Source organism: Deltaproteobacteria bacterium, assembly GCA_021737785.1.
GTDB lineage: Bacteria > Desulfobacterota > DSM-4660 > Desulfatiglandales > Desulfatiglandaceae > AUK324.
The window spans coordinates 89,419-109,308 of sequence record JAIPDI010000005.1 but is presented as its reverse complement, the minus strand read 5'-3'; the positions used below and the strand labels follow the sequence as shown (position 1 = coordinate 109,308).

At 59.5% G+C, this 19,890-nt stretch carries 10 protein-coding genes; 6 read left to right on the top strand and 4 right to left on the bottom strand.

The window, feature by feature from the left end:
* Positions 1–128: 128 nt before the first annotated feature.
* The gene (locus K9N21_04505; protein ID MCF8143163.1) at positions 129–716 is read left to right on the top strand and encodes a DUF1318 domain-containing protein; all 588 of its coding nucleotides are present in this window, start codon (positions 129–131) and stop codon (positions 714–716) included.
* Complete coding sequence (locus K9N21_04500; GenBank protein ID MCF8143162.1) at positions 698–9,295, top strand: CHAT domain-containing protein; 8,598 nt, start codon at positions 698–700, stop codon at positions 9,293–9,295. Before K9N21_04505 ends, K9N21_04500 begins: the two co-directional genes overlap by 19 nt.
* Before the next feature lie 162 nt (positions 9,296–9,457).
* Here the strand turns inward: K9N21_04500 and K9N21_04495 are convergent, their stop codons facing one another.
* On the bottom strand, positions 9,458–10,582 hold the full coding sequence (locus K9N21_04495) for a hypothetical protein (protein MCF8143161.1): 1,125 nt from the start codon (positions 10,580–10,582) through the stop codon (positions 9,458–9,460).
* Positions 10,579–12,669, bottom strand: a complete 2,091-nt coding sequence (locus K9N21_04490) for a DUF1538 domain-containing protein (GenBank protein ID MCF8143160.1) — start codon at positions 12,667–12,669, stop codon at positions 10,579–10,581. The genes K9N21_04495 and K9N21_04490 overlap by 4 nt, the downstream gene beginning before the upstream one ends.
* Before the next feature lie 639 nt (positions 12,670–13,308).
* On the opposite strand from K9N21_04490, the gene K9N21_04485 reads away from it, so the two are divergent.
* Together K9N21_04485 and K9N21_04480 are read left to right on the top strand one after the other, a co-directional pair.
* Positions 13,309–14,463, top strand: a complete 1,155-nt coding sequence (locus tag K9N21_04485) for a hypothetical protein (protein MCF8143159.1) — start codon at positions 13,309–13,311, stop codon at positions 14,461–14,463.
* On the top strand, positions 14,456–16,330 hold the full coding sequence (locus tag K9N21_04480) for a RiPP maturation radical SAM C-methyltransferase (GenBank protein MCF8143158.1): 1,875 nt from the start codon (positions 14,456–14,458) through the stop codon (positions 16,328–16,330). The genes K9N21_04485 and K9N21_04480 overlap by 8 nt, the downstream gene beginning before the upstream one ends.
* Before the next feature lie 133 nt (positions 16,331–16,463).
* Here K9N21_04480 and K9N21_04475 read toward each other — a convergent pair whose 3' ends face one another.
* Both K9N21_04475 and K9N21_04470 read right to left on the bottom strand, forming a co-directional pair.
* On the bottom strand, positions 16,464–17,147 hold the full coding sequence (locus tag K9N21_04475) for a DUF1847 domain-containing protein (protein MCF8143157.1): 684 nt from the start codon (positions 17,145–17,147) through the stop codon (positions 16,464–16,466).
* A 13-nt stretch (positions 17,148–17,160) separates the two neighbouring features.
* Positions 17,161–17,451: a hypothetical protein gene (locus K9N21_04470; protein ID MCF8143156.1), complete on the bottom strand. Its 291-nt coding sequence runs from the start codon at positions 17,449–17,451 to the stop codon at positions 17,161–17,163.
* Positions 17,452–17,794: 343 nt separating this feature from the next.
* On the opposite strand from K9N21_04470, the gene nifU reads away from it, so the two are divergent.
* Both nifU and nifS read left to right on the top strand, forming a co-directional pair.
* Positions 17,795–18,619, top strand: a complete 825-nt coding sequence (nifU, locus tag K9N21_04465) for a Fe-S cluster assembly protein NifU (protein MCF8143155.1) — start codon at positions 17,795–17,797, stop codon at positions 18,617–18,619.
* The gene (nifS, locus tag K9N21_04460; GenBank protein ID MCF8143154.1) at positions 18,616–19,800 is read left to right on the top strand and encodes a cysteine desulfurase NifS; all 1,185 of its coding nucleotides are present in this window, start codon (positions 18,616–18,618) and stop codon (positions 19,798–19,800) included. The genes nifU and nifS overlap by 4 nt, the downstream gene beginning before the upstream one ends.
* Positions 19,801–19,890: the final 90 nt, after the last annotated feature.

Sequence of the window (19,890 nt, the reverse complement as noted above, 5' to 3'; positions counted from 1 at the left end):
CTATGATGTCGATCGACAACCAATAACTGCTTTACCCCTCGAGCTTTCAGCTTTCAGCTTTGAGCTTTGAGCTTTCAGCTCATTACCCCTTCGCCTGAAGCCTAACGCCTAACCCTGGAGACCCCATCATGAAAAACATATATTGCCTCGCACTCCTCCCCCTGGTCCTCTTCGGCTGCACCCTGGCCAAGGTGGACGTCAATGTGGTGAGCGAACGGACGGCCCTCGAAAACCAGGTCCTGGGATCCTATAATGCATTGACCCAGGACGTGCTCTTAGTGGCCTCGGTCAGAGGGGTGGACCCCTTGGGCGCCATCAAGACCCCGCCCAAAAAGAGCCGGGAGCAGCAGAACGCGGTGGAGGCCGTGGAGACCCTGGCCTTCCACGAAGATGATGTGGACGCCTTCAAACGGCTGGGCTGGGTGGGAGAAGACACCCAGGGTCGTCTGGCCCCCTTTCCCCTGCAGAAGGAGAAGGTCCCGGATAATCTTCAGGCCTTTGCATCCCGGTACACCCAGCCTGAATTCGACGCGGTGGTGGCCCAGGTCAATAAGGCCCGGGACACGGTCATGCAGCGGGTGGTGGACACCAACCCGGATTTGACCGAAAAGGATCTGCCCCGGGTCCGGAGCATCTTTGCCCGAATGAACCGGGAAAACGCCCTTTCGGGCGAAAAGATACAGCAGGAGAACGGGAAGTGGACGGTGAAGCAATAAAGGCGCCGGGCTCGAGGCATGAGGCGCAAATCCCTCAATCCCTCAATCCCTCAATTCACAACTCATGTTTTCTGACAGGGATACTGCTCCTGGTCATCGTTCTTTTGTCCGCCTGCACGATTCCGGGATTTTCCCGCTTGCCGGGTGAAACGAAACCCCCTGCGGGTCCGCCCCTGTCCGACCCTTTTGCGCAGCAGGGGACCCAACGGAGCGGCCCGAGGCTCCTGCCCATCCACCGGCCGGTCCAGATCACCTTTGAAGCCGATCCGGTCCTCTATGCGGCCCTGTCCGGCAACGGGCAAAGGCTGGTCTATGTCACGGAAGAGAACGGCCAATCCTCCCTCTGGCTCAGAAACCTGGGGCCGTCTGCCGTTGAACTGCCGCAAAGGCGGGTTCAGGGGGTGGGGAGAATCACGTCCCCTGCCATCTCCCAAGACGGTCAGAAGATCGCCTTTGCGGCCACGGGCCACGATGCCAAGGGAGACATCTATCTCCTGATCCCGGACCAGGGAGATGGCCCCCCCAAGCGGCTCACAGGACGGGAGACCCAGGACGGGGCCCCCGCCTTTTCACCCGATGGAAACACCCTCTATTTTCATCTTTCCCGGACCGGAGAGACAGGGCGACGCCTGGCTGCCCTTGACCTGAGGGAGGCCTCGCCCTCACCCCAGCTGTTGGATACGGGGGCCGACGGGGCCTTCCCCGCGGTCTCTCCGGACGGCCACGCCTGCGCCTTTGTCTCGGGCCGGCATGATCCGGGCGGGGATATCTTTGTGCTCGATCTCCCCAGCGGCCGCGTGACGCCTGTGACCCGAGGCCCGGCCCTGGACCTCTATCCATCCTGGTCCCCCGACGGCCGGTACATCTATTTTTCCCGGTTTGCCGTGGATGCCACCGGCGACCGAAAAGTGACGCCCGAAGACCCTGCCGTCATCTGTCGAGTGGAGGTCACAGGTTCAAACCCGCTGGTCTATCCCCTGACCTCTGAGGCCTTTTCAGCCTATCAGCCCATGGTTGCGCCTTCCGGGATCTTTTTCCTGTCGAGCCTTCGAGGGACCTCCAATCTCCGGCGTCTGCCAATGGACGGGATGATCCCCCTTCAGAAGGATGCAAAGGCCCAGATGGCCCTTGCCCGAACCTTTGCCGACCGCCGACCCGGGGACGACCGTCTGACCGTTCTGGCCTGTTACAAGGCCATGGAGGGGTTTCCGGCCCAGGACAGGATCAGGGCACAGGCCGCCTATGAGATGGGAAAGGTCTGTCAACGGATGGGGCGGCCCGATGATGCAGACCGGGCCTATTCTCTGGTGATCTCTTCCTTCAATACGTCCGGTCCCGAGGCCGCCCTTGCCCGCATCCGTCTGGAGGGGATACGGGGGCGAAAGGCATGGGAGGCCGCGGTAACAGATACGGCAAAAGCGGCGGCCGTTCAGCAGGCCCTTGACCGCATCGGGTCCCCGGAGAAACCCGGAGACCTTCCAAGCCCCGGGCTCTCCGATCAGGACCTGGCCCGTATTCGGGCCCGCAGTCTTCTGGAGGAGGCCCGGCTCTTGAGCGACCTCAGCACGGATCCGGAATCGCTCCTTCGTGCCCTGAAGCTCCTGGACCGGGTGGCTCACATGACGGACATCGGGAACTCCACCAAAGGAGAGGCCCTTTTTCTCCAGGCCCGGATAACCGGCCGTATCGGGAGGCCCGGCCAGGTCATGCCCGCATTTCAGAGGGTCATCGACGAGGCCCCTGAATCCCTCTGGGCCGACCGATCCGTGGCGGCGATGATCGACACCACCCTGTCGGATCCGGCCCTCACAACGGACGAGGCGAGGATCGAGGCCCTCAACAAGCTGGCCGGCGACTATCGAACGACCCTTCCCAAGACGGCCATGGGGGCCTTCAACCGGATGGGGGATATCGCCTTTGACCGGGGAGACTGGAGACAGGCCAAGACCTGGTATCGGCAGGTCCTGACCGGGTTTCCCCAGTCAGGAGAGACCGCCACCCAGACGGCCGCGGCCCGGCTCGCCCTGGCCGAGATCCTGTATCAAGAGGAGCTGTTCCGGGAGGCCCTCGATCTCTATGCAACGGAAATGGACCTTCGACCCGACGAAGACCGGCTCTACCGCCTGGCCCGCGCCGCCTATGTGCAGAAATCCCTGGCCGCGGCCGATTATCTCTTTTTGCTGGGCGAGGTCCCGGGGGCCCAGGCCATCTATGCGGAACTGATCCGCGAAGACCCCTCCCTGATCAGGGGACACCGGGGGTATATCAAGTGCGCGGCCGCCAAACAGGAGATGGGATCCACCCTCACCCTCTATCGCAGCCGGCTGCAACAGGCCCCGGATGACCCGGTCCGCCTCTACGCCGCCGGGCTTTGTCTTACCTATCTGGATGGAAAGACGCCCCTCGATGAGGCCCGCGGCCTGATCCAACAGGCTATCCAGCGGGAGGGACAGACCGCCTATTTTCACCAGACCCTGGGGTATATCTTTGAGGTGATGGAGACGGTTCACCACCAGCCGGGGTATCTGGAAAAGGCCCTCGAAGCGTACCAGAAGGCCTATTTCCTCAACCGGCCCGAAGAGGACCCCCGTAACGGGGCCGATCTGGCCCTCAACCTGGGGAATATCCATTTTCTGCTGGGCCAGTATGGAAAGGCCCTGGAGCGCTACCTGGAACGCCTCGATGCGGATGTTCCCTTTGATCAACCGGACACGGAAATCCTCTTTTACCGCCGCTTAGGGGCCGCGGCCTTCCAGGTGCGGGACCCTGAGCGGCCCATCACGGCCTTTCAGAAGGCCATCGCCCTCATCGATCAACGGATCGACCCCAAACGCCCTTCAAAGGTCATGGGAAAGATCAACGACGCCGTCCGCGACCGGGTCCTGACCCCGGCCCTGAAACGACCCGATACGGCCCAGGCCGCCGAGGCACTGGCCCAGAGACAGGCCGACATCCAACAGCGGCTCTTTCAGGCCACGACCCAGACCTTCGGCCCCCCGCCCGACCCCCGGTGGCAGGGTTACAGGGATGCACTGGAACCGATCCTAAAGGATCAGGAAGCGCTCATTGCCGAGATCGCGCCCCTGATCCAGGGCAAGCCCGAGGAAACCGTCCAGAACCTCCGCTACATGCTCCTTAAAGCAAGGGAGGCCCTCGGGTTTCCCATGTCAATGGTCCAGCTCAAGGCCGAGATGCTGGACCGTCTCGGCCTGGCCTTTCAGGAGGCGGAACGATGGCCTGAGGCCCGGGCCGCCTTTGAAGCGGCCTTTGCGCTCAACAAGGCCCTGGGCCAGGTCCGGAACCTGGCGGCCAACCGGCGCTCGGTTGCCTACAGCGCCTACATGACCGCAGGGGATCTCACCGGAGCGGCCCGAATCGAGATGCTTCAAGAGGCGGCCCGAGACTTTGAACAGGTACCGGGGCTGCTTGAGGAGCACGGCGCGGCGGAAATCAAGAAGGGCACCGCATCCCGGCCCGGCCAGGCCCTCATGAACCTTTCCCTGGACGTGGCCTTTGACAAGACAGACGCATCCAGGGCCGTATACGGGTTCAGCCCTGAGCAGGAGCGGCGGCTGGCCCAGGCCTTCCTCTCCCGCATCGAGACCGAGCTGGGGGTCTTGTCTTCAGCAGAAGAGGCGCTGGCCGCGCAACTGGCGGCCTACCCCGCGGAACAGCCGGTGGCCGAGGGAGACCTGTACGGTCTATCCCTCCTCTCTCACCGGGGCGGACAGTTGAGCCATGCCCTGCAACAGACTACAGAGGCCTTCCATCGATTTCACCGGTCCGCCCTCATAGCCCTGGAACTCAAAAACCCGGTCAGCGCCGCGCTGAACGTGGAAAACATGGCCGTCGCACTGGCCCGGATACCGGCCCGGGATCCCCAGTATGACCGCTGCCGGGCCGATCTCATGATCGCGGACCGCCGGACGGTCCGGCTCCTCAGGACCTTTTCCGAGGTCCTGGATCCCCTGACCACCCCTGAATACCACAACACCCTCGGGGTCTACCTCCTGGCAAAGATCCCTGGTAGGGACGCGACCTCGCCCCAAGAAGCGGTCCGCCGCACCCACGCCCTGACACGGGCCGGGGCCCATTTCTCCGAGGGGCTCGCCTGGCTGGACCGCGTCAAAGGCCCCAAGGGGAGAAAGACCCTGGCCCTTGAGGCGGCCCTCCACCTCAACATGGCACGAGTGGCCGGAGACCTTCAAGAGGACGTGGAACAGCAGGCGCATCTGGGCAAGGCCCTTGAGATCTCCCGGAGGGGAATCCTCCCCGCGTACCAGTGGCGGGGTCTGGCCGGACTGGGAGACCTGAAGACGGCCCTGTCGGCGCTAAAACGTGTTTCCCTCTTTGAAACCGGTTGCGGCCCGGGGGAGATGGTGCATGCCTTTTCGCCCATGGTCGCTGATCTCATCCGGGAGGGGAAGATCGAAGAGGCCTTCAATTTCCTGGAAAAGATATCCGACATGGAGCGGTTCCATTGCCTGAGACCCTTGATCATAAACCCTCTCACAGGACCTGAAAGGGCGTGGCTCAATCGGGTGGCCCCGAGGCTCATGGCCTTGGAGCGACTGGAAACAGGGCTCGAGACCGCTCCAAAAGAAGACCGGCCCCATCTCCGGCAACGGATCGATCAGGAACGGCAACTCCTCAGGAAGGCCATGGGGGAGCAAAACGATCAGGTCCCGGTCCAGGTGGGTCTGGCCCCATCCGAGGCCCTTCAGGAACAGGTGATGATCCTCCTGGGTCTGGCCGTGAAGGCCCAGGACCTGGCAGAGACCCTTGTCACCCACGACCCTGGTTCCCCTTCCGATGCCCTGAGGAAGGAATACCACGACACCCTGTCGGTCTATGAGGAAAGGTTAAAAAAGCTAAGGACCCGGGCGGCCAGGGAAGGCTGCCGGGGTCTTGCGGCCATGTTCGGGCCGGACCCGGTGGAGGCCATCGATCTCATGGAGAATCTGCCGGCCGGATGGACCTGTATGCGGATCTTCAAGGGGGCCGGAGACGGACCCGCACAGGCCTTCAGGATCACCCCGGACGACATCGCGGTTCAGGAAATAAACCTGGACGATCCGATTCAGGGGCTCGAGGCGGGCAAAACCGTTTGGGTGTGTGAGGATTTGTCGATGCTTCCCGCATCCCTTAACCGGCCCCTGGCCCTGAACGCCACGCACCTGGTGCGATCCGTGGAAAACCGAAGGCCCTTCCGCCGTCGCATCATCGCCCTCTCCTTCGAATCCGCCATCCCCCTCCCCTTTGAGATCACCTCCCTTGGGGCCGGCGCCACCCAAAACCAGATCATGGAGGCCCTGCCCGGGGCCCAGGGACTCCTTCTGGGAGGCCCCTTGTTCACGGCCAATTCAGTCCCCACGAGACCGGGAGAGATCCCGTCTCCCTATCCGGCCATGGGACTGGACAAGGGCCGGACCTTTCCCCTCTCCCGTCTCTCGGGCCGGGTCCCGGATGTCTCGCTGGCCCTTTTGCCGGGGGCCTCTGTTGAGCAGGCCTATTCACTGGGCCACCTCTTCGCCATGCTGGACGTGCCCACCCTCCTGATGCCCCGGCAAGGCCCGTCCGACCTGACGATGACAGGCCCTTTTTTTGCGGCATATGCCGAGGCCCCTGCCTTTGAGGCGCTGATGGCTGCCCAGCAGGAGACCGGCGGCAGAGGGGAATGGATCTCTTTGGGCTACTGGGGCATGACAGAGGCCGAGGCCCTGGCGCTGGCCAAAAAGCGCTTCAAGGAATATGTCACGGACGGGGTCCAGGCATTCAAGGGAAAAGCGCCCCTCAGGGCCATGGTGTCTTTTGACAAGGCCTTGAATGTGGCCCTTCAGACAAAGGATTTGAAATCCTATATCCCCCAGCTCTACACCTATGCACGGGAAAGCGCTTTTGCCGCGGGCCGGTACAGGGACGCAGAGACCTATGCACAGGCCCTGGCCGGGATGATGGTCCGGGAAAAACCCGATACCCCGGAACATGCGGATGCCCTGATCCGGCTGGGCCTGGTCCGGGCCCGCATGGAGAAATACGATCAGGCCATCCCGGTCCTGGAGCAAGGGGCCGAGATCATGGCCGATCTGGAGCTGGGCGCCCCCCAGGTGGCGGCCCTCACCGACCTGGGCGTGGTCCTGGAGAACGCCACCGACTATGATCGGGCATTGGAGCAGTTCCAGTCGGCGGCCGCCCTCAGCAGGGACATGGACAAGGACGAACTCCTGGCCCGGCAGCACATGCGCATGGGCCGGATATATGATCTGCGGCTGAGTCAATATGCCGGGGCCAAACAGCACTATATGGCGGCCTATGACCTCTATGAGGCACTGGAACAAAAGGCCTGGATGGCCCAGGCCCTGTTGGACACGGGCCGGTGCGATCGTCTTCTCGGGAATTTCGGGGATGCCTCGGATCGCTACCAAAAGGCCCTGACCCTCCTGGAACCGGGAGAGGCGGATCAGCGCATCAGGGCCAATATCCGGATGGAGCAGGCCAACAATGACTGGTTTCAGGCCCGATACCAGCATGCCTTCGAGGGGCAGAGGGAGGTGCTGGTGAAGGCCCGGGAAAACCAGTGGGACCTGGAGCAGGTCAACGCCCTCAATACCGCAGGGCTCATCTGGTGGACCCTGGGCGATCACGATCGGGCCCTGCGGGAACTGGCAGACGCCCTGAAACTGGCAAAGAAATTGAAGGCCCGGCAGGACGAGACGGCCACCACCCTCAACAACATGGGACTGGTCTATCGCGATCAGGGGGAGTATGAGAAGGCCCTCCACATACTGGACCAGGCCTTGCAGATCGACCGAAAGATCCGCTCCAAATGGGCCGTTGCCTATGACCTCAAGAACCAGGCCATGACCTATGTGCGCATGGGAAAGCCGGGGGCGGCCGTCCCCCTGTTTGAGGAGGCCCTTGTCACGGCGGCCCAGATCGGCAACCGGATCAACCAGGCCAAGATCCTGGCCGCGTACGGCGATGCCCTGACGCAATTGGACCGCACTTCAAAGGCCGAAACGGTCTATGGCGAGGCACTGGAACTTTCGAGGGGCATGGCCCTCCGTGAGACCGAATGGCGGGCCCTCTACGGACTGGCCAGACTCCGGATCCGCGAGGGAGACCGGGAAGGGGCCAGGGGCCTCCTTTCCCGGGCCGTGGAGGTCATCGAAGGGGTGCGGTCTGAGATCAGGCTGGAGCAGCTGAGAGACGGATTCATCGGAAACAAGATGGATGTCTATGAGACCCTGGTGGGCCTGTTGGTGGATATGGGGAAAGACACAGAGGCCTTTGAGGTGGCCGAGCGCTCCCGGGCCCGGAACCTCATCGACCTCTTGGGAAACCAGCGACTCAGCCTGCACGGGACCGTCAATCAAAAAATGTATGATCGGGAGAAGGCCCTGAAGTCCCGGATCGGCGAGTATGAGACCCTCCTGGCCCAGGCCCGGGAGGAGAGTGCGCGGGAGGTCTATGCCACGGCCCTGAAACGGGCCAGGGACGATCACCGGGACCTCATGCTGGAGATCCAGATGAAGAACCCGCAGCTGGCCAGCATCGTCTCGGTCCTGCCCCTGACGCTCCGTGAGTTCCGCAATCTGCTGGAGCCCGGCGTGGCGGTCCTGGTCTACTATGTGGTCCCCGACCAGGTCCTCTGCTGGCGGATCACGCGGGACCGGGCCGACCTGTTCCGCACCCCCATCGGCCGCAAGACCCTGAGGGAGACCGTCCTCCATTACCGGCGGATCCTTCAGAACCTGGAACCTGCGGAAGCGGTTTCACAACAACTCCACGCATGGCTCCTGTCCCGGCCCGCAGCGGGACTGGAGGGCGTTCAGGCCGTGGGGATCGTGCCCCATGATGCCCTGCACCACCTCTCCTTTGCCGCCCTCTTTGACGGAAAAGCGTATCTGGCGGACCGGTTCCCCCTCTTCTCCGTCCCCAGCGCCAGCGTGCTCCGGTATACCCTGGAGCGGCGGGCCGAGGAAAAGAATCCCAGGGTCCTGGCAGTGGGCAATCCTGACCTGGAAAACCCTGCCCTGGACCTCCCCTTTGCCGAGAGAGAGGTGGGGGCTATCGGCTGGAACTTCCCCGACATCACGGTCCTCACCGGAAAACGGGCCACCGAGGGGTGGGTGGTGCGCCACATATCGGAATTCGGGATCATCCATCTGGCCTCCCACGGGGAGTTCGATCCCGTCAACCCGCTCTTTTCGGCCGTCAAACTGGCCAGAGACGAAAAGGACGACGGCGATTTGAAGACCTCCGAGATCTTCGGCCTCGATATCCGGGCCGGGCTCGTGGTCCTGAGCGCCTGTCAGACCGGGCTCGGAAGGGTGACCCAGGGGGATGACGTGATCGGCATGAACCGGGCCTTCCTCTATGCCGGGACCCATGCGGTCCTCTCCAGCCTCTGGCGGGTCAGCGACATCTCCACCGCCATCCTGGTCAAGCAGTTCTACCGGGAATACAAGACAAGGCCTACAGCCGAAAGCCTCCAGAAGGCCATGCAGCATGTGAAGCAGCGGTATCCCCACCCCGGCTACTGGGGGGCCTTTGTGCTGGTGGGGGATTATTTCTAGATACTGGATGCGAAGATGCTGGGTACTGGATACTTGATTCTGGATACTGGATGGCTGGATGACCGGGATGGTGGGTTTTCTGATGTCTGACTTCCGACCGTTGAGCTCTGGTCTTTGCTGCCGGTTGTACCGAAAATGAAGGAAGTCCTGCCTGAAAAGGGTTCACTTGACCATATAGGTCACCGCCTTGGGGACCCGGCGAAAGTGGATCTGGCCGTGGCAGCGGTCCGTAAAGGCGCCGGCTTCTTTGAGGGCGTCCACAATGGGATCCAGCCGGTCTTCCGGGACAATGAGGCTGCAAAGCTCACGCACCGGGCTGATTGTTTCCAGGGGTGAATCCGATGGGCGGACATGCCTGAAGCTCTGAGTGGTGCTCCCCCCCGCGCCGGCCCCCATGGCGGCCTTCACCAGCCCCGGCCCGGTCCCCCCGTCGCACAGAAGGTTGATCTCTATAAGCCTTAAAAGGAATCTCTGCTGCCTTCCGGTCGGCCTTTCTATTCCCGTGGCCCGGCGCCGCCATTCGGCCCCTCCTTTCATGTGATCGATCGCGGCAACCACCTGCTCGATGCTGGCCGCACGCTGTTGACCTCCCCTGATGACCTTCATGTTGACCACGGCCTTTTTTACAGGATAGGTGTGAATGAACCCTTTGCCCGGCTGTTCCAGGTTTCCGGCCTCGGCCATCATGGTCAAAAGGCCGTGGACTTCATCCACCGAAGTGAAGACATGGATGATTTCCTTTTCAGCCGGAATGGTGATGCGCAGGAGTCCCATCTTGTCGCGGACCCCTGTACCGATCCCGAAATTGATCGCAGGGACGCAGGTCCCCGTATCCAGAGCGATCCTGGCAACACCCTCTCCCTGGCCTCTCTGCACGATGCAGCAGATCCCGGTGACTGCATGGGGATGGATAGGGATCGGCGTTGCATCAAAGGGTTGAACACTTTCTTCATTGTAGAGGACCTCCCCCGAAGGGACTTCAATCTCTTCACTGGTGACAGTCCCCATTCCCGGAATGGCCAGATGCCCCTTCTCTACTACAAGGTTGAAGAGAGCAGTCTCCATGGTCTCTCCCCCCAGAAATACGACCAGGTCCATCGGATCCGCGATCAGATCCTTTCCCGGCAGGAGCAACGAAATCCCCTTCTTGGCTTTAATCACCAGGGACCGGGCCGCCGCCGTGCAGAGATCGTGGACCCCCATGTCACGCAAGGCATTCAGTACCTCTTTTGAAAAGCTCCTGGGAAGGAATGCGGTGATGCGAAAGGCCTTTCTTGTCTCCATCATATCCGGCTTTCTCCAGTCGGTGCGACAGCGATGGACTCCCTCAATGCAGCCTCTCTCTTTTTCGCTGCATAGAGGCCCAGGCCAAGCACGCTGAGGATGGGACAGGCAGAGGCGGCAGCCAGAATCCCGAATCCCTCCACCACCCCTACCTGGGTGCTTATCCCTAGCCCCATGGTGAGGACAAGGGGCACGGTGATAGGTCCTGTCGTGACCCCGGCGCTGTCCCAGGCAATGTTTACGTACTCCTCTGTGGACCATCGGGTCAACAGCAGCAGCAAGAGATAGGGGGGAACCAGGAGCCAGGCAAGGGGGATATTCCAGATAATCTTGGCCACGCCCAAGGTAATGCCTCCCCCAACCCCCACGGCCACCGCCTGCATCAAAAGAGACTTTCTGAAGGCCCCGGCAGTCAATGCCTCCACGGTGAGGCCGAGGGCATTCAAGGCGGGTTCGGCAAGTGTTGCGCCGTAACCCATGACAAAGGCAAAGAAAAGGACGAGACCAATCCCTGCAAAACTGTAATGATCCCCGAAAAGGGGCCCTTTGGTTGGGATATGGTGATACCGGCCGGTTTCAGGATCGTAATCCTTAGGATGGTAAGGGGTTTCGACGTAACGGTTCCCTTTCTTGACATAGAAGAACAGATGTTTCTGGCCGTCCGAAGAGATGGCCGTGTGGACCATGGCCGGATCAAAGTCAGCGATGGCCTCCCTTTCTTCCGGAAGCTGAATGGCCTTGAAGGAGGAGGGGAGTTTGCTGCCGATCTGGGTCCCGAGTCTGTTCAGCCCGACCTCGATCCCGATACCGAAGAGGCCAAGCCCTGCGATACAGAGAAACAGACCCAGGAAGATCTCATCGGGCTGGGGCAGCCTGTCGCGGAGGATAAAAAAGAGCACGACAAAAAGAGGGATGGTCAACAGCCCTATGGCCTTGATTGCGGCGATGGTATTGTACCTCAAAAGCTCTTCGGCCTGGAATTCTTCTGCCGAGCCCCGGATACTTAGAAGATATTTTTCCAGGTTCTCCTGACTCCCGAAAATGAAGCGCTGCTGCCCTTCGGTCCCATGGAGGGCGACCCAGCGTTTTAATGCCTCTGGATCATCTCCAAACACGGCCTTTCGTCTTGCATCATCCTCATACAGGTCCTCGAAAAACTGCGCCATCTTGTCATAATTGTTATCAAAAAAGGCAAGTCTTCCTTCGGGGTTAGCCTGGACAAAGACATACCGTAACAGACGGCCTTCCCCTCCGAGGAGGCGTTCAGCCTGAGTCCTGTTTTCCGGCTTGAAGAAATCTCTCTCAGAAACGGGACCTGGCGCCATCCCGAGCAGGAATACGCTCAGAATGAATACCGCCAGCACCGGAAGGAGGGATGCAAGGGTCACGACCCCAAAGCCCGTGGCCCCCGATTCCGAGGATGCAAACATCCGGGATATGCCGATCCCCAGGGCCAGCACCAGGGGCACGGTGACCGGCCCGGTCGTCACCGCGCCGCAATCCCATGCCAGGCCCACAATGTGCCTGAGATTCGGATCAAAGGAGGCCCACACCGTGAAGGCGCAAAGCGCCCCCACCAGGATATAGATGAAGGGTTTGAGAGAAAAACTGTAGTAGAAGCGGATCATTCCCAGGCAGACGGCAACCCCTACCCCTGCGCCTACGGTATACACCAGCCAGGGGGCGTACAGATTGAGCAGGAGAAACAGGAGGGGCGCATCCCAGGGTCTGACGGATAGCCCGGCCGTCTGGAGGACATTAATGGAAGGCTCGGCCAGAGTGGCCAGGAAACCGAGGACCAGGGCAAAACCCAACACCATCGGGAGCCCGGAACGCTGGGGGAGCCTGAGCCCCACCAGTTCTCCCAGCGGCATAAGCCCCAGCATGAGCCCTTCCATGAACAGGGTCAGCCCGATGACGACCAGCACCATCCCACCGGCGATAACCGATGCACCGGCGATGGAAATCCCGAGAACAAACTTTTGGAAAAAGATCAGATACAAAATGATCAGCCAGATGGATCTCACCTGGGTCAGGACCCGGGACTTGACATAGGGGATGAGAAGGCCGAGGGCTTCCCTGATGCTCACATGGATTCTATCTGGCTTTTTAGAAACCACATCGCTCCTTAAATCTTTAAAGCTTTAAAAAAAGCGCCGCGGACGGATGCCCCCATGTTTGTACAGGGACCTCCTGATTCAGGCAAAACTATACCTAAACCATGAAGGGGTCAACGAAAAACCCTAAAGCGGATAACCGCAACCAAAACGGATGGTGCTGTCCCGTCATTCCGGCATGCCCTTAGCCGGAATCCAGTCCGTCGTATTTCTGGATTCCGGCTAGAAACATGCCGGAATGACGAAAGGCTAAGCGCGCAGTGGAAGGATGGCCATATTTTCTTGTTTTTCATGACAGAAGACCAGGTACTAATCGTTTACCGGTTCAAAGGGTCGAAGGTTCAAGGCCGCCCCGGGAGAACGGTTGCTGGTTTAAAGTCCCTTTTATAAGAGTGCCACTCGGGTCTTCATTTGAAACCTGAAAGTAGTGCCCGATCCACGGATTTCGGCTAAGTCAGTCCGGCTTTGCAGCGGGGTCCACAAGCGATCCGGTCTTCAATGCTGTCGCCGTTACTCCCCCTGAATTCCCGCTGCAGCGGGAAATTCAGCGCCTGTGACCCTTTCAAGAACCGTATTGACCCGGTGTCCGACAGGATGTAAAATCCTGAGATCATGGAAACTGAATGGTGGCAGTCCCGCAGGGATGAATTGCTGGCCATGGCCGGCCGGGGATCCCCCCTCTATGTCTTCAATGAGGAGACATTGAATGAGATTCTGTTCGATCTGTTATCCATCGATGCCGTTGACCGCCTCTTCTATCCTGTCCATGCGAATCCCCATCCAAAAATTCTGAGAAAGGCCGTTGAGCAGGGCGTGGGGTTTCGGTGCATCTCGTGGAATGAGATGGACCTCCTCTTGAGGGATTTCCCTCGACTCGATCCCGAGCATATCGTGTTCTTTCCTGCCGCTGCCCAGGATCGGGAGTTTGCGCGGGCCTTTGATTGCGGCGTGCACGTGGTGGTGTACAATCTGAGTGCAATCAGACGGCGGCCGGATCTTTTTCAAGACAGGAGATTTTTCATTCGCGGGGATGCAGGCGCCCATCACAGAGAGATCGGGTTCACAGGGACCTCTATCCGGGGACTCTATTGTTCCCTGAAGCCGGATGCCCCTCCTGTGTCAGGACCGGATGAAATGCGCCCCTTCCTCACCGAGGCACTGGTGCGTTTTCCCGATAAACCGACCCTCATCCTGGGCAACGGCATGGAACAGGAAATGGATCGCGAACAGGCATGGGTGGATGTCCCGGGATTAGACGAGTATCTGGATGCCGTCGCCCATGCCTATCCCCGATTCAACCTGTGGCTGGAACTGCCGCATGGAATGCTTGCCCGCGCCGGTGTCCTCATAACCCGGGTTGTCGAGGCCGGCGAAGAGAAGGGAAGACGTTGGATCAGGATCAATGCGGATATGCAATCCCCGATCCATAATGGGAGGCGCGGCATCTATCATGGGATTGTCAATTTGTCGAGATCCGATAGCAATAAAACAAATTCAACGACGGCCATCATCGGTCAGGCAGGGGGACCGGGAAACCGGATAGACTTTCCGGATGCGCCGGCGGTCATCCAGGAAGGCGACGTCCTGATATTCACCAACATGGGGGCAACCGGCGCAGAGGTGAGTCCGGAAGACGAGTGCTGGAAGGGGTTTCCTCAGGATTATCTGCATGCCCGGAGCCTGTGCCCGGTCGATATTCACGAGAAACAACGAATGAACCATACGGAAAAACAGGACAATTCGCCCGGGAGACAGGATCGTGAATGAGGCTGACCCGGGACTGGCCCGTAAAGAACGGATTGCCCTGGTGTCCACGCCCTGGCCGTTATTTGACCGTCCGTCCATTCAATTGGGAGCCCTCAAGGCGTTTCTCAATGAACGCCTTCCTCATATCCGGGTAGATGCGTGTCATGTCTATTTGAAGATCGCGCGGGACCTGGGCTATTCCATCTACCAGGCCGTATCCGAACGGTCGTGGATCGCGGAATCCCCCTACGCCGCACTCCTCTACCCGGACCGGATGGAAACCATCGGCCGGTTCTGGAACCGGAAGATCCGCGGCGATCCCCGTTTGGCAGCCAAGGACTTCAAAGACCTTTGCGGCCGGATCGAGGCCGCTTCCCTCGCCATGATAGACGCACACCGATGGGACAGCTATCTTTTTGCCGGGTTTTCCATCTGTCTGGCCCAATTGACCAGTTCACTCTATTTTATCCGGGAAATCAAGCGGCGTGCACCCCGGCTGCCGATCGTGGTGGGCGGCTCCGCATGTGCCGGGGCCCAGGGTGAAACGCTTATTCGAGCCGTTCCGGATATTGATTACGCCATTCAGGGCGAAGGGGAACTGCCGCTGCTGCACCTCACGGCGTGGATGGCGCGCCGAGGGGATGCCTCGCAGATTCCGCATATCCCCGGTCTTATCCACAGGGACGTGCTTCCGGCCTGGGATGGCCCTCAGCAGGTCCCCGATCTGGATGAGCTCCCCATTCCCGATTATACCGATTACTTCCGCGATCTGGAATCTTCAGACCCCGGAGAGGCCTTTCTGCCCAGACTTCCGATGGAGATGTCGCGGGGCTGCTGGTGGAACAAGGGGGGAGATTCAAAGGGGGGCGGGGGCTGCGCCTTCTGCAACCTCAATCTTCAGTGGCACGGGTATCGGGAAAAAAGCGATGGGAGAACGGCCCTGGAGATAGACACCCTGGTCAACCGTCACCAGGTCCTCTCCATATACTTTATGGATAATCTGCTCCCGGCCAGAAGGCTGGAAAGACGCTTTCAGGCCATACAGCGACTGGGAATGGACCTCCAGTTGTTCTCGGAAATCCGGGCCAGGACGCCCCGGGCCGTGCTGGAGGCGATGGCAGCCGCCGGCATGCAGGAGGTCCAGGTGGGCATTGAGGCCCTGAGCAGCCGCCTCCTCAAAAAATTTCACAAGGGGACCACGGCCATGGACAATCTGGAAATGATGAAAAACTGCGAGGTCCCTCACCTTCCGGATCTTACCGGAAATCTCATTCTCGGGTTTCCTTCCAGCGATTCCCGGGACGTGTCCGAGACCCTGCACCACCTCTCCTTTGCGTTTCCATTCCGGCCCCTGAAAGGGATCGACCTCTGGCTCGGCTATGGAAGCCTCCTTTGGCGTCATCCTGACCGTTACGGAATCCGCCTCAGGGGAAATCATCCGGATTATCGATATCTGTTTCCGGCGGAAGTGCGGGGGAAACTCCGGTTTATGATGCAGGGATACCATGGCGGGGTCCGGCATCAACACCGGATGTGGGCGCCGGTCCGGGAAAAACTGGCGGAATGGCATGCCTTTTATAACCGCATGCACCGGGAACCGGGGTGTGAGCCGATACTCTCTTTCAGGGACGGCAAGGACTTTCTCATTATTCGGGAGCGTCGGCTGGATGACGCGCCCATGACCCATCGCTTGAAAGGCACCTCCCGTGCCATCTATCTCTTCTGCGGGACCCAGCGGTCCATGGCCGATATCGTCGGCCGATTTCCGCGGTTCGGCGAAGACCGGATCAGGCCCTTCCTTCAAATGATGATAGATAAACGGCTCATGTTTTGCGAAGGGGAGCGATACCTGGCCTTGGCGGTTTGTGGTGGAAGGCGCAAGGCGTAAGGCGTTAGGCGCAAGGCCGACGGGCACCGAAAGCCAGAGATCAGAAGTCGGAGATCAGAAAAATCATTATCCGGCAGCAATGCGCTGGCAGCATGAGAGCTGGGAATCGGTCTCCTGATTCCGTCTACCGCCCTTAAAACCCCTTGCGGAGCATTCGGGCATAATAGGTGCCGGAGGTATACAGGGCCCCCGCCGGGTTGTGGCCGAGGACGCGGTCCTTTGCAACCAGGACGGTGCAGAAGGCCTCGCTGTATTTGAAGAACAGCGAGTCATGACCCACGCACAGACCCACCAGGATGTTGAAATCGGTCTTCTCCCTGTTGAGGATGGTGGCCTGGGTAATGGGACTGCACATGGATTCAAACCCTCCGATCCGTACCTTTTCCGAATCCTTGATCCCTATGGTTTCCTTGGGGATGGCGCCTGCCTTACACACAACGGACACCACCTCAAACCCTTGTGCCTCCAGTATCCGGTTCAGGGCCTTTGCCTCGGGGTGAAGCCCCGTACAAAAGGCGATGCCCAGCTTATGGTATCCCATTTTCCGGGCGAATTCACAGATCTCCTGGACCCGCGGCTTCACAGGATGCATTACATAGGGTTGAATATCACGATTGCTGTAACATTCCGACTCCTGGATCGACGCCATCCTGGCGAATTCATGTATTCCGGGCTTATCGTATTCCTTTACGACATCTTCGATAACCTCACGATAATGAATGGTGGGACAGGACTCGGGTCCCTTTCCATCCTCCACCCGGCAGATTCGATCCTTAACAGGACACTTGGCGCATTCCGGACTCCTCTCATCCTTCATAACATCCCCTTTATTACCTGTTCTTTCCCTGGCCCTGGCCCCGGCCTCTCCCTTTTCCCTGACCTTCACCCTTCCCCGATGTGCCGGGATTTTTCTTTTCCTCCTCGGAAAGGGCCGCTTCAGCCGCCTCCCGGTTTTCAAAAGGCCCTTTCAATACAACGGCCTCACCCTGCGGCTGGTGATCGGTGATACGGACGATGCCGGATCTGGTCTCGATCACGTAATATTCCGCAGACAGGGCCTGAACGCTCCAGAGCAATACTGCCGATGCCGCCATGAGGAGGATACATCGGAAATTACCCATCTTGCCACCTCCCTATTGAATTGAGTGATTCAACATCTTCTTTATCCTATTAACTCCATTCGGATTTCCCGGTCAAGGTTTTTCAAAGGATTACGGCGTTATTTGAACGGCATCACACATCATCATGCGGTCATGCAGCCCCGTAGCCTCGACAATGGGGGTGAAAAGGATGAAGGGTCCTTCACTGCCGTCCTGGGGATCCGAATCCTTCAGACATCGGTTGTTGAGATAAAATGCATTTTGTGCTAAAGAATGTTTATATAGATAATAACAATCTCAAGGTCCTGCCCGACCATAGGGGTGGGGTCTCATTTTTAACCTGCTTGGTGTAGGGAGGGCGCTTATGTGGGAATACACGGATAAAGTAAAAGAGCACTTCCTGAATCCCCGGAACGCCGGGGAAGTGGAAGAAGCAAACGCTGTGGGCGAGGTGGGCTCGATGGCCTGCGGAGATGCCCTTAAGCTTACGTTGAAGGTGGACGACGACGGCAAGATTGAAGATGCGAAATTCCAGACGTTCGGGTGCGCCAGTGCCATTGCCTCGGCCTCTGCGCTCACGGAAATGCTCAAGGGAAAAAGTGTGCAAGAGGCTGAAAAGATAACCAATCAGGACATTGCCGATTTTCTCGGGGGCCTTCCCAAAGAAAAGATGCACTGCTCCGTCCTGGGCCGGCAGGCCCTTGAATCGGCCCTTTCCAACTACAGAGGAGAGGCGCCCAAAGAACAGGAAGGGGAGGTTGTCTGTGAGTGCTTCGGGGTCACGGATAAGGAGATTGAAAAGGCGATTCGGGAAAACAATCTCACATCGGTGGAAGAAGTCACCAATTACACCAAGGCCGGCGGCGGCTGCGAGTCCTGCCACGACGCCATCCGGGAACTGATTGCCAGGGTTCGCGAGGAGGAAGCGCCGATCAAGAAGCCCAAGCTGAGCAATATTCAGAAAATCAAGATGATCGAAGAGACCCTTGAACGGGAAATCAGGCCCTCGCTGCAGCAGGACGGCGGAGACATTGAACTGGTGGATGTGATCGGCAACCGGGTGCTGGTCTCTTCCCTGGGCGCCTGTGCGGTCTGCAAGGCCTCGGAACTGACCCTGACCCATTTTGTGGAGGCCAAACTTCGGGAACATGTGTGGCCCGAATTGACCGTCGAGGAGGTGCCCAAATGAAGATCATCTATATGGACAACAACGCCACCACCCGGGTAGCGCCGGAGGTGCTGGAAACCATGCTTCCTTTTCTCACGGATCTGTACGGGAACCCCAGCAGCGCCTATTCCTTTGGCGGTCAGGTCGCCCGGGATATCCGGAAAGCCAGAGAACAGGTGGCGGCCTTTTTAGGGGCCTCTCCTGAAGAGATTATCTTTACGAGCTGCGGATCTGAAAGCGATAATACCGCCATCATGTCCGCGCTCAATACAGGGAAAGACCGGATGCATGTCGTCACCACCCGGGTGGAACATCCCGCCATAAAAGTCCTTTGCAACGAGCTGATCAAGAGGGGCTATCGCGTGACCGAGGTGCCGGTGGACAGGGAGGGCCGGCTGGATATGGATCGATACAAGAAGAGCCTGACCCCGGATACGGCCATTGTCAGCATGATGTGGGCCAATAATGAAACCGGGGCGATTTTCCCTGTGGAAGAAGCCGCCCGGCTGGCCAAAGACCGGGGAATCCTTTTCCATACCGATGCGGTTCAGGCCGCGGGCAAAATTCCGATTGATCTTCGGCAGAGCGCCGTTGACATGCTCTCCATCTCAGGGCACAAGCTCCATGCCGCCAAGGGGGTGGGCGTCCTGTACGTGCGGAAGGGCACCAAGTTTTCACCGTTTCTGATCGGGGGCCACCAGGAACGGGGACGTCGCGGAGGAACCGAAAATACCGCTGGCATCATCGGCCTGGGAAGGGCCTGCGAACTGGCGGCCCAACGGTTGGAAGAGGAGAACACACGGGTCAGAAAGCTCAGAGACCGGCTGGAAAAAGGATTGCTGGACCGGGTTCCCAACAGCCGGGTGAACGGGGGCGGTGCAGAAAGGCTCCCCAATACCACCAATATCAGTTTTGAGTTTGTCGAAGGAGAGGCCATTCTCCTGCTCATGGATGAGTTCGGCATCTGCGCCTCTTCCGGGTCGGCCTGCACATCCGGCTCCCTCCAGCCCTCTCATGTGCTCCGCGCCATGGGGGTGCCGTTTACCATGGCCCACGGCTCCGTACGGCTCAGCCTGAGCGTCTACAATACCGAGGAAGAGGTCGACATCGTGATCGATAGACTCCCTCCGATTATCGAAAAGCTGAGGGGATTCTCCCCCTTCTGGAAACCCCAGGCCCAAGCCTGTGCTTCAGGGACGTGAGATGGGTACTGGATGCTGGATACTGGATACTCGATGCTGGATGGGGGGATGACTGGAATGGTGGCATGTTGGCTTTTCTGGCCTCTTGAT

What these genes read in the sequence shown, in the direction of transcription:
- K9N21_04505 (MCF8143163.1), top strand. Translation starts at nt 129, where the DNA reads ATGAAAAACATATATTGCCTCGCACTCCTCCCCCTGGTCCTCTTCGGC.
- K9N21_04495 (MCF8143161.1), bottom strand. Translation starts at nt 10,582, where the DNA reads ATGATGGAGACAAGAAAGGCCTTTCGCATCACCGCATTCCTTCCCAGG.
- K9N21_04485 (MCF8143159.1), top strand. Translation starts at nt 13,309, where the DNA reads ATGGAAACTGAATGGTGGCAGTCCCGCAGGGATGAATTGCTGGCCATG.
- K9N21_04475 (MCF8143157.1), bottom strand. Translation starts at nt 17,147, where the DNA reads ATGAAGGATGAGAGGAGTCCGGAATGCGCCAAGTGTCCTGTTAAGGAT.
- K9N21_04470 (MCF8143156.1), bottom strand. Translation starts at nt 17,451, where the DNA reads ATGGGTAATTTCCGATGTATCCTCCTCATGGCGGCATCGGCAGTATTG.
- nifU (MCF8143155.1), top strand. Translation starts at nt 17,795, where the DNA reads ATGTGGGAATACACGGATAAAGTAAAAGAGCACTTCCTGAATCCCCGG.
- nifS (MCF8143154.1), top strand. Translation starts at nt 18,616, where the DNA reads ATGAAGATCATCTATATGGACAACAACGCCACCACCCGGGTAGCGCCG.